General features: G+C 63.9%; 24 protein-coding genes. 8 read left to right on the top strand and 16 right to left on the bottom strand.

Features of this window, described 5'->3' with window-relative positions:
- Positions 1 to 135: 135 nt before the first annotated feature.
- From OU800_RS12945 to OU800_RS12985, 9 genes are all read right to left on the bottom strand, one after another.
- Entirely contained in the window at positions 136 to 999 is an 864-nt protein-coding gene (locus OU800_RS12945) for an alpha/beta fold hydrolase (RefSeq protein ID WP_268177690.1), read from the bottom strand.
- Positions 996 to 1,799, bottom strand: coding sequence for an alpha/beta fold hydrolase (locus OU800_RS12950; protein ID WP_268177691.1), 804 nt, complete (start codon positions 1,797 to 1,799; stop codon positions 996 to 998). Before OU800_RS12950 ends, OU800_RS12945 begins: the two co-directional genes overlap by 4 nt.
- Before the next feature lie 97 nt (positions 1,800 to 1,896).
- Entirely contained in the window at positions 1,897 to 2,529 is a 633-nt protein-coding gene (locus OU800_RS12955) for a LysE family translocator (protein ID WP_268177692.1), read from the bottom strand.
- A 44-nt stretch (positions 2,530 to 2,573) separates the two neighbouring features.
- Positions 2,574 to 3,377: an AraC family transcriptional regulator gene (locus OU800_RS12960; protein ID WP_268177693.1), complete on the bottom strand. Its 804-nt coding sequence runs from the start codon at positions 3,375 to 3,377 to the stop codon at positions 2,574 to 2,576.
- 56 nt (positions 3,378 to 3,433) lie between these two features.
- Positions 3,434 to 3,877: a hotdog fold thioesterase gene (locus OU800_RS12965; RefSeq protein WP_268177694.1), complete on the bottom strand. Its 444-nt coding sequence runs from the start codon at positions 3,875 to 3,877 to the stop codon at positions 3,434 to 3,436.
- Positions 3,878 to 3,933: 56 nt separating this feature from the next.
- Positions 3,934 to 5,601 carry an AMP-binding protein gene (locus OU800_RS12970; RefSeq protein WP_268177695.1) on the bottom strand — a complete coding sequence of 556 codons (1,668 nt, stop codon included), beginning with the start codon at positions 5,599 to 5,601 and terminating at the stop codon, positions 3,934 to 3,936.
- 187 nt (positions 5,602 to 5,788) lie between these two features.
- Positions 5,789 to 6,247, bottom strand: a complete 459-nt coding sequence (gene sixA / locus OU800_RS12975) for a phosphohistidine phosphatase SixA (RefSeq protein WP_268177697.1) — start codon at positions 6,245 to 6,247, stop codon at positions 5,789 to 5,791.
- Entirely contained in the window at positions 6,244 to 6,591 is a 348-nt protein-coding gene (locus OU800_RS12980; protein WP_268177698.1) for a DUF4389 domain-containing protein, read from the bottom strand. Before OU800_RS12980 ends, sixA begins: the two co-directional genes overlap by 4 nt.
- A gap of 13 nt (positions 6,592 to 6,604) precedes the next feature.
- A complete protein-coding gene (locus tag OU800_RS12985) occupies positions 6,605 to 7,627 on the bottom strand; it encodes an NAD(P)H-dependent glycerol-3-phosphate dehydrogenase (RefSeq protein WP_268177699.1) in 1,023 nt (340 codons plus the stop codon).
- A gap of 276 nt (positions 7,628 to 7,903) precedes the next feature.
- Between OU800_RS12985 and OU800_RS12990 the strand changes: the two genes are divergently transcribed.
- The 3 genes from OU800_RS12990 to fabB all read left to right on the top strand — a co-directional run bounded on the left by OU800_RS12990 (position 7,904) and on the right by fabB (position 11,750).
- The gene (locus OU800_RS12990; RefSeq protein WP_268177700.1) at positions 7,904 to 9,784 is read left to right on the top strand and encodes a response regulator; all 1,881 of its coding nucleotides are present in this window, start codon (positions 7,904 to 7,906) and stop codon (positions 9,782 to 9,784) included.
- A 218-nt stretch (positions 9,785 to 10,002) separates the two neighbouring features.
- Positions 10,003 to 10,518 carry a 3-hydroxyacyl-[acyl-carrier-protein] dehydratase FabA gene (fabA, locus tag OU800_RS12995; protein WP_268177701.1) on the top strand — a complete coding sequence of 172 codons (516 nt, stop codon included), beginning with the start codon at positions 10,003 to 10,005 and terminating at the stop codon, positions 10,516 to 10,518.
- A gap of 11 nt (positions 10,519 to 10,529) precedes the next feature.
- Positions 10,530 to 11,750, top strand: a complete 1,221-nt coding sequence (fabB, locus tag OU800_RS13000) for a beta-ketoacyl-ACP synthase I (RefSeq protein ID WP_268177702.1) — start codon at positions 10,530 to 10,532, stop codon at positions 11,748 to 11,750.
- Between the two features lie 503 nt (positions 11,751 to 12,253).
- Here the strand turns inward: fabB and OU800_RS13005 are convergent.
- The 5 genes from OU800_RS13005 to OU800_RS13025 all read right to left on the bottom strand — a co-directional run bounded on the left by OU800_RS13005 (position 12,254) and on the right by OU800_RS13025 (position 17,807).
- Positions 12,254 to 13,882: a methyl-accepting chemotaxis protein gene (locus tag OU800_RS13005; protein WP_268177703.1), complete on the bottom strand. Its 1,629-nt coding sequence runs from the start codon at positions 13,880 to 13,882 to the stop codon at positions 12,254 to 12,256.
- Positions 13,883 to 14,083: 201 nt separating this feature from the next.
- Positions 14,084 to 14,434: a hypothetical protein gene (locus tag OU800_RS13010; RefSeq protein WP_268177704.1), complete on the bottom strand. Its 351-nt coding sequence runs from the start codon at positions 14,432 to 14,434 to the stop codon at positions 14,084 to 14,086.
- 1 nt (position 14,435) lies between these two features.
- On the bottom strand, positions 14,436 to 15,116 hold the full coding sequence (locus OU800_RS13015) for a phosphatase domain-containing protein (protein ID WP_268177705.1): 681 nt from the start codon (positions 15,114 to 15,116) through the stop codon (positions 14,436 to 14,438).
- Complete coding sequence (locus OU800_RS13020; protein ID WP_268177706.1) at positions 15,116 to 15,838, bottom strand: phosphatase PAP2 family protein; 723 nt, start codon at positions 15,836 to 15,838, stop codon at positions 15,116 to 15,118. The genes OU800_RS13015 and OU800_RS13020 overlap by 1 nt, the downstream gene beginning before the upstream one ends.
- Before the next feature lie 10 nt (positions 15,839 to 15,848).
- On the bottom strand, positions 15,849 to 17,807 hold the full coding sequence (locus OU800_RS13025) for an LTA synthase family protein (protein ID WP_268177707.1): 1,959 nt from the start codon (positions 17,805 to 17,807) through the stop codon (positions 15,849 to 15,851).
- A 102-nt stretch (positions 17,808 to 17,909) separates the two neighbouring features.
- Here OU800_RS13025 and OU800_RS13030 point away from each other — a divergent pair, with 102 nt between their 5' ends.
- The 5 genes from OU800_RS13030 to OU800_RS13050 all read left to right on the top strand — a co-directional run bounded on the left by OU800_RS13030 (position 17,910) and on the right by OU800_RS13050 (position 21,713).
- On the top strand, positions 17,910 to 18,593 hold the full coding sequence (locus OU800_RS13030; protein ID WP_268177709.1) for a response regulator transcription factor: 684 nt from the start codon (positions 17,910 to 17,912) through the stop codon (positions 18,591 to 18,593).
- The gene (locus OU800_RS13035) at positions 18,583 to 19,854 is read left to right on the top strand and encodes a sensor histidine kinase (protein ID WP_268177710.1); all 1,272 of its coding nucleotides are present in this window, start codon (positions 18,583 to 18,585) and stop codon (positions 19,852 to 19,854) included. The genes OU800_RS13030 and OU800_RS13035 overlap by 11 nt, the downstream gene beginning before the upstream one ends.
- A gap of 82 nt (positions 19,855 to 19,936) precedes the next feature.
- Positions 19,937 to 20,626 carry a class I SAM-dependent methyltransferase gene (locus tag OU800_RS13040; protein ID WP_268177712.1) on the top strand — a complete coding sequence of 230 codons (690 nt, stop codon included), beginning with the start codon at positions 19,937 to 19,939 and terminating at the stop codon, positions 20,624 to 20,626.
- Positions 20,627 to 20,628: 2 nt separating this feature from the next.
- The gene (locus OU800_RS13045) at positions 20,629 to 21,330 is read left to right on the top strand and encodes a lipopolysaccharide kinase InaA family protein (protein ID WP_268177713.1); all 702 of its coding nucleotides are present in this window, start codon (positions 20,629 to 20,631) and stop codon (positions 21,328 to 21,330) included.
- On the top strand, positions 21,327 to 21,713 hold the full coding sequence (locus OU800_RS13050) for a diacylglycerol kinase (RefSeq protein WP_268177714.1): 387 nt from the start codon (positions 21,327 to 21,329) through the stop codon (positions 21,711 to 21,713). The genes OU800_RS13045 and OU800_RS13050 overlap by 4 nt, the downstream gene beginning before the upstream one ends.
- Here OU800_RS13050 and OU800_RS13055 read toward each other — a convergent pair whose 3' ends face one another.
- The gene (locus tag OU800_RS13055; RefSeq protein WP_268177715.1) at positions 21,714 to 22,178 is read right to left on the bottom strand and encodes a DUF3859 domain-containing protein; all 465 of its coding nucleotides are present in this window, start codon (positions 22,176 to 22,178) and stop codon (positions 21,714 to 21,716) included.
- Between the two features lie 63 nt (positions 22,179 to 22,241).
- Positions 22,242 to 23,255, bottom strand: a complete 1,014-nt coding sequence (locus OU800_RS13060; RefSeq protein WP_268184313.1) for an amidohydrolase family protein — start codon at positions 23,253 to 23,255, stop codon at positions 22,242 to 22,244.
- Positions 23,256 to 23,575 lie beyond the last annotated feature (320 nt).

Raw genomic sequence — 23,575 nt, forward strand, 5'->3', positions numbered from 1 at the left:
CCAAGCTAAAGGTTTCGTGGAGGCCCGCGCGCCGGATGCTACAGCCAGGCGCTGCGTGTGGCAGATGAAGGGGCTGACGATCATGCAATTCTCCATGGCAGACCGCCACACCTTTCCTCAAGGGCCTCCATCAAGTCAAGGCGAGCCCAGGAATGGATTGAAACAATCCGCTACACGCTGGGCCCCGGTTTCATCGTTCAGATGCAGGTGATGGCCGCCAGGCAGACGATGGATGTCGAATGGCAGACTTGCCAGCAAAGTTTCCAGTTGCGGCTGGGCCAGCACCATGCCCTGCTCGGCCAGCACCAGGCTCACCGGACACTGCAGCGCACGCACGAAGGCCTCGGCATGGGCACGACTCAGGCGCAGCGGCGAAGGCAGGGTCAGCCGCGCATCGCTGCGCCAGGTATAGCCACCCGGCACCGGCATCAGACCGCGGCGGGCGAGCAGTTCGGCGGCCTCGTAGCTGACCGCTCCGATGCCGGTCATGCGCGCCTTCACTGCACGCTCCAGGTCGGCATAAACCGGTTTGCGCTTGCCTTCCAGAGCCAGCTTGGCACGCAAGGCGTCACCCAGTTTGGCCGGCGCTTCATCCGCCTCGCTGGTATAGGGCAGCAAGCCGTCGATCAGCGCCAGGCGCTCGATGCGCTCGGGCACGGCAGCGGCCAGCAGTACGGCGGTGATGGCGCCCATGGAATGACCGAGCATGGAGAAACGCTGCCAGCCGAACTGTTCGGCCACCATCAACACGTCATGGGCGTAAGCCCAGAGCGCGTAATCCGTCCCTGCTGGACGATGGTCGGAATGGCCGTGCCCGGCGAAGTCCAGAGCGACGATGCGCACCCCGTGCAGGCGCGGCGCCAGGTGCGCGAAGGTGGCGGCGTTGTCCAGCCAACCGTGCAGGGCGATCACCGGCCTGCCATCCTCCGGGCCATACAGATGGGCGGCCAGCTCGATATGCGGCAGGCTCAGACGCACTTCCTCGAATGCCAGGCTCATGCGCACACCTCCTCGGCGGCGCTCCAGCGCGCGAACAACTGGCGCAGCAGCGCTGCGGTGTCCTGCGGGCGCTCCAGGGGAAACATGTGCCCACCCGGAAGCTGGTGGTATTCGGCGCGCGGCATGCGCCGTACCGCGCGGGTATGGTGCGGCAACACCACACGGCTATGCCGGCCTCGCACCATGGCCAGCGGCACGGCGAGATGACGCGGTTTGCCCGGTGCAACGTGCGGCACACTGCGGTAGATGCTGATTTCCGTCGCAGCGTCGAAACGCAGGCGCAGGCCCTGCTCCACCGGCTGCAGGCCATGCTCGACATAGGCATCGAGGCACTCGGGGTCGAAACGTCTGAACAAGGTCTTGCCAGCGAAATAGGCGCGGGCCTCGGCCAGGTCGGCGAACGCCTCGCGCCGGCCCAGGGTTCGCCCTGCCGGGGTGATGCGATCGATGAAGCCGAAGCGCTTGGCCGCGCGGATCACCACGCGATCGGCCAGGGTCAGGATGGGCGAGTCGAGCATCACCACGCCGCGGTACAGCTCCGGGCAACGCAGCGCGGCATGGTAATGCAGCACGCCACCGAGCGAGTGGCCGACGCCCCAGACCCGCTCGCCGCCCTTGCGCAGATGGTGGATCAGCTCCTCCACCAGATTGCTCCAGTTGTCATCCACCGGAAACGCCGGGTCGTGACCATGCTGCTGGAGATGCAGCACCCGGTAGTCCGGTGCCAGCGCGGCGAACAGCTTGCCGTAGGTGGCAGATGGAAAGCCATTGGCATGGGCGAAGAAGATCGGCTGCGACATGCGCGATTCCTGCAAGAGAACATGCGGCAATTCTCCAGCAGCCTCGCCAGGCCGGCAATGAGCGTAACCGCCATGGATGACGGCGCAATGGCCAGGCCTATGACGCCAGGTGTCCGACGATGCTCGCGGCCACCAGTAGAAACACCAGGCCACAAACGAAATCGACGGTCGGCGCCACCTGCAGCAGCCGCTGACGCATCGCCGGGCGACTCAGGGTCAGGCCCAGCAAGCTGAACCAGAACAGACTGAGGCCGAACAGGAGCGCGGCACAGGCCATCTTGCCTGGCAGCGACATGTCCGCCGGCACCAGGCTGCTGAGCAGCGCCAGGAAGAATACCAGCGCCTTGGGATTGCCCAGGTTGGTCAGCACTCCGCGCAACCAGGGGCCGAATGCCGAAGGGGCCAGCTCGCCGTCCAGGCGCCGGCTGCCCGTGTCGCCGCGCCACCAGGCCTGTACCGCACCGATACCCAACCAGCCCAGGTAGAGCGCGCCAGCGACCTGCACCAGCTCGAACAACCAATGGGTGCGGCTGAGCAGCAAGGCCACGCCGCTGAGCACCAGGGTGCCATGCAGGAGAATGCCGCAGGCCAGCCCCAGGGCACTGAGCAGACCGGCCCGGCGACCCTGGTGCAAGGCGGTACGCACCACCAAGGCCACGTCCGGCCCGGGACTGACAAGGGCCACCGCGAAGACGGCAGCGAGCGACAGCAAGACGGATGTCTCCTGCATTGTGTTCTCCAGATGAGAGGAAGGTAGCGCAGCGTTTGCCGGTATCAGCCCTGGCGCAGGCGCGCCGGCGGCAGCCCATAGGTACGACGGAACAACCGCGAGAAATGCGCCTGATCGTAGAAGCCCAGGCGCAGGGCGATCTCGCTCAGTGGCTGGCCTGCCAATACCAGCGGCAACGCACGTTGCAGGCGCAGCTGGGTGAGCCACTGGTGCGGTGGCAGACCGGTGTGCTGACGGAAACGCCGCAATGCCTGCCAGGGACTCATGGCGCAGAAGGCGGCGAGTTCTTCCAGTGATGGAGGATCGTCCAGGCGGCTCTCCAGCCAATCGCGCAGACGCTGCCAGGTTTGCCTGTCGAATGCCCGATTCGGCTCACTGATGCGCAAGCTCGAACCCATTTCCAGCAACTGCGCCAGGGCCTGCCAGAGCGCGCTTTCCTGAGCCAGTGGCGAGCCCCCGAGCATGGCGGCATGAAAGTGCTGCAGGCGCTGCGCCAGCAAGGGATGACGCAGACTCGTGGTGGTCAGCCTCGGCGCGCCCTGGCGCCCTTCGCTCAGGCTGCGGCTGGCCTCGTCGAGCCAATGCGGATCGAACGCCATGACCCGAATGCGATAGCCCGCACCATCCAGGCAGGCACCGTCGTGGATGCCCTCCGGCGCCATCAGCAGCACATCCCCTGCCCCGGCCTGACGCCGCTCGCCGCCATAGACATAGCGGTGCTGCCCCTGCACCAGCAGGCCGACGTGATATTCGAGGTGGAAATGCCGGGGAAAGGCGAAGCGATGGTACTCGGCGTCGATCAGGCGGACGCCGGGCAAACTGCTCTGGATGTGAGTGATCTGTTCCATGGCGCCCACTCTAGCGCCATGGCTCGGCTAAAGCTTGGATGAAATTGCAGCCTTACTCAGCGCCCTGGCGGCTGCTCACCCAGCGGCACGATGGCCACGGTCAGGCGTGAGATGCAACTGGGTTTGCCATCATCGCCATGCAGGCGAATGTCCCAGACATGGGTGCTGCGCCCCAGGTGCACGGCGCGCGCGACCGCATGAACACGCCCGCTGCGCAAGCCACGCAGGTGATTGGCGTTCACCTCCAGACCCACGCAATAGAAACGCTCGGGATCGATGCACAGGTAGCTGGCCATCGAGCCCAGAGTTTCGGCAAGCACCACCGAGGCGCCGCCGTGCAGCAGGCCATAAGGCTGATGGGTACGAGCATCGACCACCATGCTGGCGCTGATCGAGTCGTCGTCGAAGGCCTCGAAACGGATGTCGAGTACTTCGCCGATGGTATTGCTCAGGCTTGCATTGAGTGCGTCGAGATCAGGCGTACGCTGCCAAAGGCTCATGGAAATATCCTTGCGCTGGAAATACCGGGCCAGCATGCGCCAGCCCACCACAGGCTTCAATCGTGCCAGAGCACCACTTCGCCACGCTGCTGCCATTCGCCGAAGCGCTCGCCGTAGATGCCTTCGATCACCGCACGCTTGATCTTCAGCGTCGGCGTGAGGAAGCCGTTATCCACGCCCCAGACCTCCTTGACCAGCACCAGCCCCTGCAGGCGCTCGTGTTGGTCGAGACGCCCGTTGATCTCCTCGACCAGCGCACGCAGACTGCTTTCGAGGCCTGCGCGTGCCTCGTTGGCCGACTCCTGGCGACCGATATCCGACAGCACGCAGAGCGCGATGGGCTGCGGCAGGCCATCGCCCACCACGCACACCTGTTCGATCCGCGGGTGCTCGCCCAGACGGTTCTCGATGGGCGCTGGCGCCACGTACTTGCCCTTGCTGGTCTTGAAGATCTCCTTGATCCGCCCGGTCAGACGCAGATTGCCCTCGGCGTCCTGCTCGCCCTTGTCGCCGGTACGCAGGAAACCATCGTCGGTGATGGCTTCAGCGGTCTTCAGCGGCTCCTTGTAATAACCCTGCATATTGGCCCCACTGCGCACCTGCACCTCGCCGTCCTCGGCGATGCGCACCTCCACGCCCGGGTTGTTCTGACCAATCCAGCCCTGCTTGAAACGACCGGGCCGGCATACATGGGAGTAACCACAGTTTTCGGTCATGCCGTAGACCTCCTGGATTTCCATACCCAGGCGGCGATACCAGTTGAGCAGCGCCTCAGGCACCGGCGCGGCGCCGGACAGCGCGTAGCGCACGGCATCGAGACCCAGGCCGGCCAGCACCTTGCGCCCGACGATGCGGCCGATGATCGGCAACCTGAGCAGACGCTCGAGCTTGTGCGCCGGCATCTTGGTGTACACGCCCATCTGGAACTTGGTCCAGATCCGCGGCACGCCGAACATCACGGTGGGGCGCGCCCGCTTGAGGTCATCGAGGAAGCTGTCCAGGCTCTCGGCGAAGAACACCGTCTGCCCGCCATAGAGCGAGGCCAGTTCGACGAACATGCGCTCGGCCACATGGCACAGCGGCAGGTAGGAAATCACCCGGTCGTCTTCGTTCACGCCGAACAGGCCGGTGGCATTGCTGGCGGCGAAGCCCAGATTGGAGAAGCTGTGCATCACCCCCTTGGGCATACCGGTGGTGCCGGAGGTGTAGATGATGGTGGCCAGTTGGCCGGGGGCCGGCTTGGGGTCGTCCTGGATCGGCGCACTGCACTGCAGGTCGTCCCAGCGGTAATCGAAGCTGCCCAGCGGATGCAGCGGCAGGCTGATGGTCGGCACACCTTCGGGCAGGCCCGGCGCCATGCTCGGCCAATCATCGAGCTTGCCGATGAAGGCCAGGGCCGCCTCCGAGTGCACCAGCACCTGACGCAGCGAATCCGCGGTGAGGTTGGGATACAGCGGCACCGAAACATGCCCGGCCATCCAGATCGCCAGGTCAGCGATGATCCAGTGCGCGCAGTTCTTGGAAACGATGGCGATACGGCTACCAGGGGGCAGTTCGCGGCTACGCAGCCAGTTGGCCGCGCGTCGCGCCTGCTCCCCTACATCCGCCCAGCTCAGCTCGAGCAGTTGACCGCCGGGCAGCGGTTGAACCATGTAGCGTTTGTTCGGGTGCCTTGCTTCACGCTCATAGAACAGCTCGAGCGGCAAACGGATCGCATCAGCCACAGGGCGTCCTCCTTGTTGTTTTTGTAGGGGTCAACCAAGCACTTGCTTGGTTGACTATTCCACGCACATCGAGGAGGCGCAAGTTAAGAAATGTTTCTGCTTCAGGCGGCAGGCGGATCAGCCTGTGCGAGACCCAGTGCCCCTAAAGGCTTTTGCTTGCAGCTTGTGGCTTGCAGCTTGAAGCTGCTCAATACGGATGAATCAGCGCCAACAGCTCCATCAGCCCGGCTGCCGGGATATCACCTTCCAGTTCCGCCAGGCTGGCCGTACGCATGGGCAGCGGCTCCTGACAGTGGCCGTGCACCAGCAACCCACCCAGAGCACCGATCAGCGGCTGGTGACTGACCAGCAACACCTCGACACCCTCTCGTCCATCGAGGTGTTTCAGGACATCCCGCGGGTCATTGTCCGGTGTCAGCCAGGGCACGGTATCTATCTGGCCGGCGAAGGCCAGCTCGCTGCGCACCAGCTCCGCCGTCTGCTGCGCACGCACGTAGGGGCTGGCGATGATGGCGCTCAGCGGCCGACCGGCCAGTTGCGCGGCAGCCTGCCGCACTTCCTTGCGACCGTGGGCGGTGAGCTCGCGGGCGGCGTCGCTGGCCGCCTGCGGCTCGGCCTCACCATGGCGCAGCAGCCACAGCCTCACAGCTTGGGCTCCTCGTCACGCACCGGGTGCGGCGCTGGCGGGATGCTGTGCGCCACCTCGCCTTCCGGAGCGCGCGGCGTCGGCCAGTCGGCGAAAGGCCAGGGTTTTTCATCGGTATTGAAGGTGCCGAAGCGGCCGATCTGCGCCAGGTACTGGCTGAGGCTGTCGCCAAACCCGAGCAGGCTGGCGTTCGGTGCGCCGTAGAACAGGCGATAACCCAGTTGCAGCAGCACCACGGCCCCCAGCAGCAGCTCCGCCAGTTGCCAGACGATGACGAAAATCACCATCCAGAGGATGCGCAGCAGTATCGATTCGCGCGCCAGTTCCCGTTGTTCGTCGCTCATGCTCTGCTCTCCTTCAGAAACCTGCGGTGGGGATGAAATCGACATCGGTTTTCGGTTCGCCGGTCATCAGCAGCTCGATCACCTGGGCCAGGGTGCGCCCCTCGAACAGTACGGCATGCAGCCCGGCGACCAGGGGCATATAGACGTCCAGCTCCTCGGCCCGAGCCTTGAGTACGCGCAGGGTGTTGACCCCTTCGGCCACCTCGCCCAGGCGCTCCACCGCCTCCTCCAGGCTCAGCCCCTCGCCCAGGGCGAAGCCGACCTGATAGTTGCGGCTTTTCGGTGACGAACAGGTAACGATCAGGTCGCCCACCCCGGCCAGACCAAGGAAGGTCATGGGGTTGGCGCCGAGCTTGACCGCGAAACGGGTCATCTCCGCCAGGGCACGGGTGATCAGCATGCTCTTGGTGTTCTCGCCCATGCCCAGGGCGGCAGCCATGCCGGACATGATGGCGTAGACGTTCTTCAGCGCGCCGCCGAGTTCGACGCCGAAACGGTCGGCACTGGCGTAAACGCGGAAGGTTCGACCGTGCAGGGCCTCCTGCACACGCAGGCAAAGCGCCTCGTCCTCGCTGGCGATGACCGTCGCGGTCAAGGCGTGATCGGCCACTTCCTTGGCCAGGTTCGGCCCGGACAGCACACCGATGCGCGCCGCCGGGGCGATTTCCTCGAGAATCTGGCTCATCAGCTTGAAGCTCTTGGCCTCGATGCCCTTGGTGGTACTGATCAGCATCTTGCCAGCCAGGAGCCCGGCCACTGGCTGCAGGGCCTCGCGCAGCGCGCTGGAAGGCAAGGCCACCAGCACCAGTTCGGCCTGCTCCAGGGCCATCTGCATGTCGCTGGTCGGCTCGATGCCGGGATGCAGCTTGACCCCCTTGAGGTAGCGTGGATTCTCGCCATTGCGGCGCATCTGCTCAGCCTGCTCGGGGTCGCGCATCCACTGCAGGACACGCTGACCGTTTTCCGCCAACAGGTTGGCCAGAGCAGTACCGAAGCTGCCGCCACCGAGCACGGCAATGGGAAGGGACTCAGTCATAAATCATCCGATTGAAGCCATCTAGGCTGGCGTTTTACAGGCATTATACGGAGCCGAGAGCCATCGGCCAGGGGCAAAAATGCCCAGGCCGGCCAGCCGACGAGGCGCAAGACTGTCGAGGCCGGAGCTTGAACCGGTTCTCAGACGCATTCGGCAAATGCAGGGCACCACTGGCAAAGACCTGCAGGTCGGTTACCATGCACGTTTGACGTTCATCGCCAAGGACGGAATCGTGCCTGCCGGTACTGCCCTGCTCCCCACCCAGAGTCTTCAGCCATGAGCCAACGCCGTGGTTGGAACATCCATACCCGGACCCAATTGATCAGCGTCGGTCCGGCCCTGTTGCTGACGTTGCTATTGACGGGTTTTCTCACTTTCACCCGGCTGCAGGATCTGCGTCAGGAACTCAACCACACCGGCCAGTTGATCGCCAATCAGCTCGCCCCTGCCACCGAGCAGGTGTTTCTCAGCGGCAATCTCGACGCCCTCGACCGCCTGCTGAGGGCCACGCTGGATACCCCGGACGTACGCTTCGCCGAGGTACGCGATCGCGACGACAATATCCTGGTCTACGTCGAGCGGCCCAAGCCGCATGGCCAGGGCACGGCGCACGTGGAGGTGTTCCAGGCCGCCATTCGCCTGCAGCGCCCGGCCGCCAACGTGCTCGGCACGCCAACCAGCCACAATGGCTATCTGGGCCGCGTGGTGGTGGCCATGTCCAACGACACCTTCAACGCCCGGCAGCAGGAGATCCTGCTCAAGGCCGCCGTGCTGTCGCTGCTCGCCCTGCTTCTTACCTTTCTCCTTGCCCGCCGCCTCGCCAGGCGTCTGGCGCAGCCGATCAGCGCCATGGGCCAGGCGCTGGAGCGTATCCAGGGCGGCGACTATAGCCAGCCCCTGCGCGAGGTGGGCAACGACGAGCTGACCGACCTCGCGCGGCATATCAACAACCTGGCCAGCACTCTGGATCGCAGCGGCCGTGAGCAACGCCTGGCCATCGAAGCGCTGGTGCAGGCGCGCGAGGAGTCGGAGCAGGCCAACCGCGCCAAATCCGATTTCCTGGCCATGATGAGCCATGAGCTGCGCACCCCGATGAATGGCGTGCTGGGCATGCTGCAACTGCTGGAGACCACCGAGCTCAACGACGAACAGGCCGAATACGCCGCCCTGGCTGCCGAATCCACCGAACACCTGCTCAAGGTGATCAACGACATACTCGATTTCTCGCGCATCGAACGCGGCGCCCTGGAGCTGGAGAGCATTCCCTTCAATCTGCCGGAACTGCTCGAAGGGTCAGTACAGGTGTTCCAACACAGTGCCCAACAACGCGGCCTGGAGCTTTCCCTGGAAATCCAGCCGGGCCTGGAACACCTGGAAATCAGCGGCGACCCCACGCGCATCCGGCAGATCCTGGTCAATCTGATCGGCAACGCGCTGAAGTTCACCGAAGAAGGCAGCATCGCCCTGCACGCCCAGTGGCAGATACTGGACGAGCAGGTGCTCTGGTTCACCTGCTCGGTACGCGACTCCGGCATCGGCATCGACAGCGAGCACCTCGGGCGCATGTTCGATGCCTTCGCCCAGGCGGACAACTCGATTTCCCGCCGCTATGGTGGCACGGGCCTGGGCCTGCCCATCGCGCGCACGCTGGCCGAACGCATGGGCGGCACCCTGAACGTGGAGAGTCAGGTAGGCAGCGGCTCGGTGTTCACCCTGGAGATTCCCCTGCCCTTCCGTCCAGCACAGGAACATCCGGCTGACATCGAGGGTCAACCTCTGGGTACAGGTGATGGCCAGCAGGTTCTGCTGGTGGAAGACAACCCGGTCAACCAGACCGTGATCGAAGCCATGCTGCGTAGTCTAGGCTACCGAGTCAGCCTGGCAGCCGATGGTCAGCAGGCCGTGCAACGCTTTGCAGAGCAGCCTTACGCGGCGATTCTCATGGATTGCCGCCTGCCGCTGATGGACGGCTACGAAGCCACCCGGCAGATTCGCCAGCAGGCACAAGGGCATGCGGTGCCGATCATTGCCCTGACCGCCAACGCGTTGCAGGGCGACCGCGAAACCTGCCTGGCCGCGGGCATGAACGATTACCTGGCCAAACCCTTCAAACGGGCGGATCTGCAGCGCATTCTGCAACGTTGGCTGCACCCTTGAGAGGGCAGGAACGGGCAAGACACAACGTACGCCGTTACATGCCGTGATGGCAGCCCTGTGACAAGCGCAGGCGAGCGGAGTACAACTGTACTCATCGCACTGTGACTTTCACCACAACGCAACAGTCTATGACTAGGCTGCCGGCATACACCCAGCGTTGGTGCCGGCCAGGACGATTCGCCCAGCCTTAGATGCATGGGGACAATTGAGGAGCTCGCATGACAAAACCAAACGCCTACTCTCGGGAAGATCTGCTCGCCTGCGGCCGCGGCGAACTGTTCGGCCCGGGGAACGCGCAACTGCCCGCCCCGAACATGCTGATGATCGATCGCATCGTTCATATCAGTGAAACCGGCGGCAAGTATGGCAAGGGCGAAATCGTCGCGGAGCTCGACATCAACCCGGACCTGTGGTTCTTCGCCTGCCACTTCGAGGGCGACCCGGTGATGCCAGGCTGCCTGGGCCTCGACGCCATGTGGCAACTGGTCGGCTTCTATCTCGGCTGGCAGGGCAACCCCGGCCGTGGCCGCGCGCTGGGCAGCGGCGAAGTCAAATTCTTCGGTCAGGTACTACCGACCGCCAAGAAAGTCACCTACAACATTCATATCAAGCGCACCATCAACCGCTCGCTGATTCTCGGCATCGCCGATGGCAACGTCAGCGTCGACGGCCGTGAAATCTACAGCGCTGAAGGCCTGCGTGTCGGCCTCTTCACCTCCACCGACAGTTTCTGAAGGACTTGCATATGCGTCGTGTCGTGATTACCGGTCTGGGCATCGTTTCCTGCCTGGGTACTGACAAAGAAACCGTTGCCAGCAGCCTGCGCGAAGGCAAATCGGGTATCCGCTTCAACCCGTCCTACGCGGAAATGGGCCTGCGCAGCCATGTTTCCGGCTCCGTTAACCTGAACCTGGAAGAGCTGATCGACCGCAAGATCATGCGTTTCATGGGCGACGCGGCCGCCTTCGCCTACCTGTCCATGGAGCAGGCGATCAAGGACGCCGGCCTGACTCCGGAGCAGGTTTCCAACCCGCGTACCGGTCTGATCGCAGGCTCCGGCGGCGCTTCCACCTTCAACCAGATGGAAGCCCTGGACATCCTGCGCGAGAAAGGCGTCAAGCGCATCGGCCCATACCGCGTCACCCGTACCATGGGCAGCACCGTTTCCGCCTGCCTGGCCACGCCCTTCCAGATCAAGGGCGTGAATTTCTCCATTTCTTCGGCCTGTGCCACCAGCGCGCATTGCATCGGCCAGGCCATGGAACAGATCCAACTGGGCAAGCAGGACGTGGTCTTCGCCGGCGGCGGAGAAGAGGAACACTGGAGCCAGAGCTGCCTGTTCGACGCCATGGGCGCCCTCTCCACCCAGTACAACGAGACACCGGAAAAGGCCTCGCGTGCCTACGACGCCAAGCGTGACGGTTTCGTCATCGCTGGCGGTGGCGGCATGGTGGTGGTCGAGGAACTGGAACACGCCCTGGCCCGTGGCGCCAAGATCTACGCCGAGATCGTCGGCTACGGCGCCACCAGCGACGGCTACGACATGGTCGCCCCGAGCGGTGAAGGCGCGGTGCGCTGCATGCAGCAGGCGCTGGCCACCGTCGACACCCCGATCGACTACCTCAACACCCACGGCACCTCGACGCCGGTGGGCGACGTGGCGGAAATCCGCGGCGTGCGCGAAGTGTTCGCGGACAAGGCGCCGAAGATCAGCTCCACCAAGAGCCTCTCCGGCCACAGCCTGGGCGCTGCCGGCGTGCAGGAAGCCATTTACTGCATGCTGATGATGGAAAACAACTTCATCGCCGGCTCGGTCAACATCGACGAACTCGACCCGGAAGTGGCCGATATGCCGATCGTGCGCAAGACCGAAGAAAACGCCAAGATCGACACCGTGATGAGCAACAGCTTCGGTTTCGGCGGCACCAACGCCACCCTGGTGCTCAAGCGCTGGGCTGGCAAGTAACGGCTATAGCTGTGAAGAGAAACGGCGCCTGCGGGCGCCGTTTTCATTTAAGGGTTATTGCATTTTAGGGGGAATGCTGGTTGACACTGGACTGGCAAGTTTGTGTATTGGTTTCGGTCGTTTTCGGTGTTCAAGCTGCTTATCGGCGTTCTGCTGATGTTTTTTGGTTTCGCCCTCCCGGGCGAGTCACTTTTGTAGGGCAAAAGTAACCAAAACCCTCCGCCCGATCATCCGGCCCTGACTGCGCCAGGGTTCGCTCACTCCACCGTCGCTCCAGAGGCCCGCCGCGGTGGGCCATCCCTGGCCCATCGTGGCTCTCGCGGCATCCATGCCGCTCAACCTATTCCACGACGATTCCGTTCGCCCTCCTGGGCGGGCTCTGCACGCGCCTGAACCTGCAGTAACCCCCTGATCCAACGGCGTACTTAGCGAGTACGCCCTACGCGCTGCTGTATAGAAAACGGCGCCTACGGGCGCCGTTTTCGTTTGTCGCATCCGAGCTGTCAGACCTTGAAGCGCGCCACCAGGCTGTTGAGATCCACCGCCAGACGAGACAGCTCCTGACTCGCAGCAGTGGTCTGGTTGGCCCCAGCCGAAGTCTGCATCGACAGATCGCGGATATTGACCAGGTTGCGATCCACCTCTCGCGCCACCTGCGCCTGCTCTTCAGAAGCACTGGCGATCACCAGATTGCGCTCGTTGATCGAGGCAATGGCCTCGGTAATCTGCTCCAGCGCCCCGCCGGCGGCCTGCGCCACCTCCAGTGTCGAGCGCGTGCGCCCATTGCTGCTTTGCATGGCGCTGACAGCGCGCTGAGTACCACTCTGGATGCCGCCGATCATCTGCTCGATTTCCTGGGTCGATTGCTGTGTGCGCTGCGCCAGCAGGCGTACCTCATCGGCCACCACGGCGAAACCACGGCCCTGTTCGCCGGCACGAGCGGCCTCGATGGCGGCATTGAGCGCCAGCAGGTTGGTCTGCTCGGCGATGGAGTGGATCACGTCGAGCACCTTGCCAATCTCCTGCACCCGTTGCGCCAGTTGCTCCACCTCGCCGACGGTACTGGCCACATCAGTCGCCAACTGACTGATGGACTCCACCGTCTGACGCACCTGTTCGCGACCCTGGTGGGCAGTCTGGGTGGAAGCGCGCGAGGCTTCCGAGGTGCTCACGGCATTGCGCGCCACCTCCTCCACTGCGGCGGTCATTTCATTGACCGCCGTAGCCGCCTGTTCGATCTCGGTGTTCTGCTGATGCAGGCCACGGGTGGCGTCTTCGGTGACGGCATGCAGCTCTTCGGATGCCGAAGCCAATTGATTGGACGAGTCGGCGATGCTCTGAATGGTGCTGCGCAGGCTACCCTGCATTGCCTTCAGGGCGTTCAGCAGACGCGCCGGCTCGTCCTTGCCTGCAGCATGAATGGCCTGCGTGAGATCGCCAGACGCAACGAATTCGGCGGCCTGTACCGCCTCACCAAGCGGCGCGACGATGCTGCGGGTCAGCACCACGGCGAGCAAGATGGTAATGCCGAGCGCCAGGGCAATGGCGACGAAAACACCGTAGCGGGCCTCGCTATTGGCACGCGCGATGGACTCGGTTGCCGCCTTGACCCCCTCGTCGTTCAACTTCGCCAGCGCGGTCAAGGACGTGGCCAGCGCATCGGCATGGCGATTGAGCACATCCGTCTCGAAGCGGGCCATGGCCGCATCGAAATCGCCCGTCTGCGCCAGACGTAGCACCTCGGCGCGCTCTGCCAGGTAGCTTTTCTCGGCCGTGCGGAACTGCTCGAATAGCTGCCGCTCCTTCGTGGAAGAAATACGCGACTCATAAGCCTCATAGACATTCTGGACATAGTTCAGCAACTCGTCCGCCCGCTTGAGGGTCAGTTCGGACTTGGCCACGTCGCGGTCGACCAGTACGCGCAGGGTCAGCGCGCGTACCCGCAGCACCGTCTGCGACAGATCGTTGAGTGCCAGAATGCTGGGTACCCAGTTGTCTTCCACCTCCTGTGACTGTTGATTGATGTTTTGCAGCGTGACGAGCATCCATATGCCCATCAGCAAGACCAGCAACGCCACCAGACCGAACCCCAGACCTGCACGGGGAGCAATGGACATATTGCGCAGCGACATTCGATTCACCTGTTTCGGTTGTGCGCCGCCCCTGGCGATTCTGTGAATGCCCGAGGCGCTCGGCGCGTTTGTGCCTGAGTTCTCGAACGGTCACATGCACAGCTTCTACAGCATGACGACTGACCCCTTCAGGAGCCTAGTTCAGATATCCGGAGTTTGGACGAAGGTACGAAAAAGTGATCGGCACGCTGCGGAAAGACCCTAGCGATTCAGCGCCTTGGCCATCGCCTGATCGACGTGGTGACGCCATTCGCGATCGCGCCAGTCCTGCTCGCTGCTCACATGCCAGTCGTCACGTTGCTGGCTCTGCTCGCACTGGCGAAAGCCATCGTCCCACCCTTGCGTGTACAGAGGCTCGGACTGATAGCGGCTGAGCGCCTTGGTGTAACCGCCCAGCGGGCCGGCGGCTGCCCGTCCACTCTGGCAGCCCGCCTCGAAACCATCGACGAAGGCTGGCGGGTAGTCGGCGGCCAGCATGCTCTCACGCAGGCTCTGGCAGGCCACGAGCGTGACCAGCACCCCCCCCAGCAGCATCCGTCGGTACAGGTTCATGTCAGGCACCGGCCATCCAACCAGACAACGCCGCCTTGAGCTGGCACAGCGCCCAGGGGCTGGTGCTGCAGGCACCGCTCTCCAGAGCGGTGCGCAACGCGCCGATGTCGGCACCGCGAATGTAGCGTTCGGCATCGCCCATGCGATCCTCACCACCGAAGCCGCCGCCGGCCATCTCGGCCAGCGCCTGCTCCTTGCTCCAGTCCTGATAGATGATTCGATACATCGCGGCGATCAGCCCCGTACGGTTCTGTCCGTGCTTGCAATGGATCAGCACCGGGCCTTGCGCCTGGGCCTGGCGGATGCTGCGCATCACCTCGATCACGTCGCTGTCGTCGATACGGTCGGTGTGCAACGGTAAATGAACCTGGCGCACACGCGGGTCGCGCAGCCATTGCCCGTCACCCTGCTGATAGAAGTTGATCACCGTGGTAACGCCGAGGTGCTGCAGTTGCGGCCAGTCCTGCGCCTTGGGCAAGGCGCTGCGATACAGATCGGACGCCATGCGATAGAGGTTGATGTGCTTGTCCAGCGGCTGCGCCCAGCCGGCCGGCCGCACCGGCATGGCCGGCGCAGCGGGATTGCTGGCGCCCCAGGCCATGCTCAGGGGCAACGCCAACAGAGCACCCAGGAATACAGCAGCGGCGATAACCACGCGTAACATCTGCAACAAACCTTTCATTACCCCTGCCCTCCCCATGCCAGTTGTTCTTGCTGCGCCTGTACGGCAGGTGCCCGATACAGCACCAGACGGTAGGTCACCAGGCAGATGACCCAATCGATCAATAGCGTCCACAGGTTGTGTGAAAGAAAATGCGCGCCCTGCAGCATGCGCCCCAGCGAGAACAGCGAGCCGAGACCGAGCGCCACCATCAGCGCGACACGGGCGGCACGCGGCCTGCGGTCGCGCAAAACGAAGAACAGCGCGATCAGCGAGAACCCGGCCGAGGCGTGGCCGCCCGGCCAGCAGCGCCCCGGATTGGCAGTGGGCGCGCGCTCGGCGAGCAGCGCTGTGAACTGCTCATGGCCGCCGAACTCGCTGAGACTCCAGGGGCAATGCATGCCGGTCAGGGTCTTCAGCGGCGTGACTACCGAAGTGGAAAGCCCCAACGCCAGCACCAGATAGCCCAGCGCACGGCGCCAAGGCCGCAACCGCGTCGGCAACAGGCTGAGCAGGAAGCCGGCGATGGCCAGCACACCGACGACGATGACCGCCTGCTTGGCGCGGTCATGCAGGATGTCTTCCAGCCAGAAACTGTGGCGACCGATAAAGCCCTCGCCAGGCTGGTAGAACAGATGCTCGATGGCAAAGTCCAGGGGGCTGGGGTCAATCGCCAGCAGCAAGGCCATCATCAGCAGCGGGACGCCCAGAGCCAGCGGGAAGTTGAAGTAACGTGACCTCATGCTCGGCTCCTCAGCGCTGGCTCAGTTGAGAATCGGACTGCCCGCCGGGATGCCAGGCGATCAGGCGCTTCTGAAAGGCGTGGCTGGCACCCTGGTAGTAGGCGATGTCACGACGCATCAGCGGATCATCGCTGTCGACGCGTGTCTCACGGCTGAGCCCCAGGGCATCCACGTGGCGGCGCATGCCCTGGCGCGGACTGAGAATGGCCAGGTCGTGGCCGTCGAACAGCCCCAGATGCTGGTAGTTACCCAGCAGCGCACGGCCTTGGGCGTGATCCTCGCGCAGCAGGTTGCGGCCGAAGAAGGTGGACACGTAGTCCATGTTCATCAGCCCCAGCAACGTCGGCGCCACGTCGATCTGGCTGGCCACGTCGGCGTATTCGGCCGGGTTGATGTGTTTCGGCGAGTAGACGAACAGCGGGATGTGGTAGTTGGCCACCGGCAGGTCTTCGCGCCCGGCGCTGCCGGCGGTGTGGTCGGCGACGAAGACGAACAGGGTGTCGTCGAACCAGGGCTTGCTGCGCGCCTCGGTGAGGAACTGGCCGATGGCATAGTCGGTGTACTTCACCGCCCCCTCACGCCCCTCGCCCGACTTGATGTCGATACGACCATCGGGATAGGTGTAGGGACGGTGGTTGGAGGTGGTCATCAGTTGCAGGAAGAAGCGCTTGCCGCTGGCATGGTCGGCATCGGCCACCTTCAGCGCCTGGCGGTAGAGATCCTCGTCGGCCATGCCCCAGGCGTTCTGGAAGCTCATGTCGGCGTCGGCGACGCTGCTCTGGTCGACGATGCGATAGCCATTGCCGCCGAAGAACGCATTCATGTTGTCGAAATAGCCACGACCGCCGTAGATGAACACGCTGTCATAGCCCTTGGCAGTCAATTGCTGACCCAGGCTGGCATAGCCGGCCTCGCGACCGATGCGTTTGACGATGGAGCGCCCCGGCGTCGGCGGCATGGACAGGGTGATCGCCTCCAGGCCACGGTCGGTACGGGTACCGGTAGCGTAGAAATGGGTGAACACCAGGCTGTGCTTGCGCAGCTCGTCGAGGTTCGGGGTCAGTCCACGGCTATCGCCGAAACTGCCCAGGTACTTGGCACTGAGGCTTTCGATGGTCACCAGCACCACATTGAGCGGCTTGGGCTGGCCCGGGTTGTCGATCACCCGGCGGATGTCCTCCGGATCGCTGCCGATGAAGCGCGCATTGGGTTCGCTCACTTCCTCACGCAGCAAGCTGGCCACGGCCTGATCCGGCAAGGTGGCGTAGAACTGCCGATAATCCAGCTCGTTGTTACGGAAGGCGGCGAAGAACTGGTACGGCCCGTTGCTCGCCAGTTCGCGCTGATAGGTGTTGCCCCCCAGCCCGCGTGGCGCATCCTGGCCGACCAGGGCAAGACACAGGCCCACCAGCAAGGCCAGCAGCATCACGCCAGGCACCGCGCGCTTGAATGGCAGACGCGGCGCCTGCAGCGCATCATGCAGGGCACGCCGCAGGACGAAAGTCAGGCCAATCGCCAGGGCAGCCAGCAACGCCAGCAGCGGGTAGATCGGGTAGGACTCGAGGATGTTGTCCACCACCTCCTTGGAGTACACCAGGTAATCCACGGCGATGAAATTGAAGCGAACCCCGAATTCGTCCCAGAACAGCCACTCCGCCACGGCGGTGAAGAACATCACGAAGATGCTGACGGCGGCCACGCCCAGCAGCAGCCGCTGATGCCAGCGCCGCTGCCACAGCCAGGACGGGCACAGCAGCAGGTACAGGGTCATGGGCGTGGCGGCGTAGAGCAGAAAACTCAGGTCATAGACCAGGCCGACCCCGTACAGCCCCAGCAGATTGGCCGGCGTGACGCCGGCATCGCCCAGGTGGCTGACCAGCAGCACGCTACGGGTGAGGAAGAACACTGCCAGCCAGACCAGCAGAATGATCGACAGATAACGAAGTTGCGCGTAATGAAGCCGAGGCATCGTATGATCCTTTCAGGATGAAACGTGCCTCAGTCTGCTCAGGGCTGCGTGAGCCGCTCGTCAAAGCCATGTGAAAAAATCGTCAAACCCGGGACACCACCAATGCGCATTCTGGTCATCGAAGACAATCGGGACATCCTCGCCAACGTGCTCGACTACCTGCAGCTCAAAGGCTTTACCGTGGATTGCGCCCAGGACGGTTTGAGTGGCCTGCACCTGGCCAGCACCGGTCATTACGACCTGATCGTGCTGGACATCATGCTGCCAGGCATCGACGGCTATCAGGTGTGCAAGCGCCTGCGCGAGGATGGCCGCAACGAGGTGCCAATCCTCATGCTCACGGCCCGCGATGCCCTCGATGACCGCCTGCAGGGCCTCAATGCCGGCGCCGATGACTACCTGATCAAACCCTTCGCCCTGTCCGAGCTGGTGGCGCGTATCGAAGCCATCCTGCGCCGCAGCCAGGGCAGCCGCAAACGCCAGTTGCAGATCGCCGACCTGATCTACGACCTCGACACCCTGCACGTCAGCCGCGCCGGCCAGCCGCTCAAGCTCAATCCGCTGGGCCTCAAGCTGCTGGCCATCCTCATGCAACGCAGCCCGGCCGTGGTGCGCCGCGAGGCGCTGGAGGAGGCGCTGTGGGGCGACGATTGCCCGGACAGCGACAGCCTGCGCAGCCACGTCCACCAGTTGCGCCAGGTGCTCGACAAACCCTTCCCCGCCCCTCTGCTGCATACCATCCACGGTGTCGGCTATCGCCTGGCGGAGACTGCCCATGCTGGCTAAGCAACCCTTCGAGCGGCGCATTCTCATCGCCTTCGTGCTGATGACCGTGGTGGTCAGCGGCCTGTTTTCCCTGAGCATCGTCGCGGTGGTGCACTTCATCGAAGAACACCTGGTCTCCCAGGAGCTGAGTCGTGAGCTGAGCGAAACCCTGAGGGAGGACATCAGCCAGGGCCACGCGCCACGCCTGGACAGCAGCACCCGCTTCTTCTCTTCGGCTCACCCCGAGTACGCCATTCCCCAGGCGTATGAAGGTCTACGAGAAGGCTTCAACGAGTTGTTCAGCGGTGATGAGGCGTATTACGTCTACGTGCAGCAGATCAACGGCCAGACCTACATGCTGGTGGAGGATCAAGAGGAGTTCGAGGCCCGCGAGAATGCCCTGTTCAACGTGGTGCTGGCCGGTTTTCTGCTCACCGTGCTGGCAGCCTGGGGCCTGGGCCTGATCACCGCCCGCAAGGTCATGGCACCGATCACCCGCCTGGCACAACAGGTGCGCCACCGCGACCAGTTGCACCCGCTGGCGCCGCCACTGGCACCGGATTACCCGGATGACGAGATCGGCCAACTGGCGGCAGCCTTCGACAGCACCCTTGGTCAGGTACGCCAGTCACTGGAGCGCGAGCGCCTGTTCACCAGCGATGTCAGCCATGAGCTGCGCACCCCACTGATGGTCATTGCCTCCTCCTGCGAACTGCTCGCCGAGGCGCCGCTGGCCCCGCGCGAAAAGGAACAGGTGGCACGCATCGCCCGTGCCTGCGAGGAGATGCGCGAACTGGTGCAGACCTTCCTGCAACTGGCACGCGACAAGAGCAACGCGGCGGCGTTCGTCGGCGATCGCTCGCTGGCCAGTGTCGCCGAGGAACAGGCCACGCGTTGGGGAGCACTGATGCAGGAGAAGGGTCTGGACTTCCAGATGCGCATCGAAGGCCAGGACGAGGGCCAGTACAACGCCACCTTTCTCGCCACGGTGATGGCCAACCTGCTGCGCAATGCCCTGCACTACACCGAGCGCGGCAGCGTGCGCCTGATCCTCGAACGCGGCGCCTTCCGCATCGAAGACAGCGGTGCGGGGATTCCTGTCGAACAGCACGAGCAGATCTTCCAGCCCTTCGTCCGCGGCCCTCAGGCCCGTGGTGAAGGCCTCGGTCTGGGCCTGTCGCTGGTCAAGCGAATCTGCACCAAGCAGGGCTGGAAGGTCAGCCTGCAGAGTGAACCTGGGGGGGGCACCCGTTTCCGGGTGGAACTGGCGGCCGCGTCTTGACGAAATTTTCACAGCCCTTTGACGTGAACTTGATGCCCTGACCACTAGGGTAGCGAACGTAACCCATTGCCGGACGTTCGCCATGCACAAGCCAAGCCCCATCGAACTGGAATTCTCCCGCAAGTACGACCTCGACCACGCCCAGCAGTACCTGCACAAGCATCAGGACGGCCTGGCCAGGCGCCTGTCGCATTGGCGCGACATCCAGGTGGCACGACGCGCCCTGAAGCTGGCCGAGCAGCCCAACCTGGTACTCGACCTGCCCTGCGGCGCCGGGCGCTTCTGGCCCATGCTCTGCGAACAGCAGAACCGGGTGATCCTCGCTGCCGACAATTCCGCCGACATGCTCGCCACCGCCCGCGCCGCCCAAGCACGCGAAGTCGTGGCACGGGTCAACAGCTTTCGTACCTCGGCCTTCGCCATCGACCTGGGTGCCAACGCGGTGGACTGCATCTTCTGCATCCGCCTGCTGCACCATATCGAGTCGAGTGAGCATCGCCTGGCCATCCTGCGTGAATTCCATCGGGTCAGCCGCGACAGCGTGATCGTCTCGCTGTGGGTCGACGGCAATTACAAGGCCTGGAAGCGCCGCCGCCTGGAAGCGCGTCGTGCCGCCGCTGGCCGCGCCACGCAGAACCAGAATCGCTTCGTGGTGCCGCGCGCGGTGATCGAGGGGGAGTTCCATCAGGCCGGTTTCGATATCGTCGGTCACCTGGACTTCCTGCCCGGCTATGCCATGTGGCGCACCTACGTGCTGCGCAAGGAGGTCTGAACATGGGCATCCTCAGCGAAAAAGCCTTCGTCGCCCTGCCCTCCAGCGAATTCGAGCGCTGGTGGCACAGCCCAGGTGAATGGGTCGAAGAAGCCAACCAGCGTCGTGGTGGCGAAAGCGGCGTGCGCCTGCTGCAAGCCTGGGACAGCAGCCGCCCGCCGCTATACTGCAAGCGCCAGACTGGCCACCTGCACCGCTCGCCACGCCATCCGCTCGGGCGGCCGACCATCCTGCGCGAGCTGCAGGCCTACCGCGCCTTCGCCCGGCTCGGCATCCGCACACCCAATATCATCTACTGCGCGGCACGCAAGCAGGCCGGCCAATGGCAGGCCCTGCTGGTCACCGAAGCGCTGAGCGGCTTCGTCAGCCTCGAAGACTGGTATGCCCAGCCTCATGCGCAGGCGCTCGAGCATGCCGTGCTGCAACAGGTGGCCGTGACCCTGGCGCGCCTGCACCTCGGCGGCTGGCAGCATGGCTGTTGCTACCCCAAGCACCTGTTCGTCAAGGTGCGCAGCGACGGTGACGTGGATGTGGCCCTGCTCGATCTGGAAAAGAGCCGACGGCGCTGGTTGCTGCGTCAGGCACAGCGCGACCTCGGGCAATTGCAGCGGCATCGCGGCGCCATCCCGGAAAGCGCCATCGTCTACCTGCAGCAGGCTTACCAGCATGCCCTGCACAACCCCTGGGGAGTGCTGCAGCCGTGAATCCCAGCCCGCGACTGGATGCCCTTGACCTCAAGGGGCGCCGAGGCCTGCGCCGCATTCTCGATGCCAGCGGCTATTCGCTGGCTGGCCTGCGCGCGGCTTACACGGGTGAAGCCGCGTTCCGCCAACTGGTCTGGTTGAACCTGCTATTGCTGCCGCTGGCCTGCCTGGTGGACGTGAGCCGCACCGAACGGGCGCTGCTGATCCTGGTACCCATGCTGGCGCTGGTAGTGGAGCTGCTCAATTCCGCCATCGAGGCGGTGGTCGATCGCATCTCCCTGAGCCTGCATCCGCTGTCCAAGCAGGCCAAGGACATGGGCAGCGCGGCCCAGATGGTCGCGTTGCTGATGATCGCCCTGACCTGGGCGATCATCCTGCTCTGATCAGCGCACCTCGAAGCGCTGTTCGGCCAGCTTGCGATCGCCCTGATAGACGATGAAGTGCCACTCGCCGGGCACCACCTCATGGTGCTCGGTGAACTCGAAGGCCATCACGTCCTGCGGCGCGCCGGGCACCAGCTTCTGCACCACCTCGAACTTGTCGTGGCGCTGGCCGTCCGGGGTGACCACGCCTGGGGTGAGATAGAGCAACGTCAGCGGCGTATCCCCCTCGCGCTTGCCAGCCAGGCTGTAGCGCATGCCGAACTTGGTGCCGAGCTTGGCGGGAATCCGGTCGGTGACCTGGATATCCTGACTGCTGCGCGTCAGTACGCGTTCGCCGGGCTGGAAGTCCTGATAATCCGTGGTGAAGATGCCGTACTCCACCGGCCCTTCAACCCGTACGTCCGCCTGAACCAGGCCGGTGAAAGCGAACAGACCGGCAAGCAAAACCTTGGAAATATGCTGCATGACGCGCTCCTCGTTGAGATGAGCGCGAGCCTATGACCCTGCGGTGACAAACTGATGACAGCTCTACTGCGGTAGCTCCGCCCTTACCTTGCGCGGCAGCACCGAGAGGAAGTTGTCCCGCGCCACCTTGTGCGCCACGTCCTCGGGCAAGGCGTCGAGGAAGGGGTCGAAACCATGCATGTACTCGCCCAGGCTGCCAAAACGGCCGACCACGTCCGAGCCGATCATGAAACGCTCGGGATAGCTGCTGACCAGGTGCACCCAATCCGGGTCCGGTTTACCGTTTTCGTCCAGCAGATAGGGGCGCAGTACAGTCCAGGACAGGTCGATATACAGGTTGGGGTAGTCGCCCAGCATGCGTTCCAGGGTCGGCAGGAGGAAGTCCAGTTTTTCCTGGTGGCGATGAATTTCCGCGCTGGTGCCGGCATGTGCCCAGATGAAGCGCACATGCGGATGATTGCGCAGCGGTTTTTCGATCTCCTGCAGATAGAGCGGATTGCGCTCGCGCTTGGAAGTGATGTTGGAATGCAGCATCACCGGCAGGTCGTATTCGGCGGCCAGGTGGAACACCCGCGCCAGCGCCTCGTTGTCAGCCCTCGGCGCACGGCCGTGGATCAGTGCGGTGAGATCGTCGTGGCGAGTGAAGATTTCGCCGATGCCCTGCCATAAACCCGGATCGAGTTCGAGCATGCGCCGGATGTGCGCGTCGGCATTCTTGTCATTGGGGTTGAAGCCGGACAGGAAGGGGTGAAAACGACGGCGCTGCTCGGCTGGCAGCCGCTTGTAGGCCTCGGCAACGAACACGTCGGTGGCGCTGTACCAGTAGGCATTGGCGTCGTCGCCGGCATAGTAACGTGGGCGCTTGGGTTCGTCCTCGTCCCATTTCTTGACCACCGGAATGCCGGAGAACATCACGTGATCGACGTTGTTCTGCGCCATCTTCTCCAGCAGCTCATCCATGCCGGCGCTTTCCTGGAAGAAATCCACGTAGTGCAAATGGGCATCGCTGTAGCGGTATTCACGGGCCTGGGCGGCGCCGTGGGCGAGCATCGCGCCGAGGGCCAACAGCAATGGCATCGAACGAAGAGTGAGCAAGGCGAGTCCTCCTGACGGTATGGCAGCATAGACCGCCGCGGCAGGCGGCAAGTTCGCCGCCTTCGCCCTGCGCTGGAGCGTGAAGAGCATGACTGCACCAACACTGCACGGCAGACGCTCGCTCGATGCCCTGCCAGTGCAATGGCTACGCCGGAGCGGTAATGGCACTTGGCTTGCAACACTCCAGGCAAAACAAAGGGGGAACAGCCATGATGCAGTTGCTGCGCAAACCAACCCGCAAAGCCCAGAATGAGGCCGCTCTGGAGGCCCTGTTCCAGGCACACGATCTCACCATTCGCCTG

It is taken from the genome of Pseudomonas sp. GOM7, assembly GCF_026723825.1.
GTDB lineage: Bacteria > Pseudomonadota > Gammaproteobacteria > Pseudomonadales > Pseudomonadaceae > Aquipseudomonas.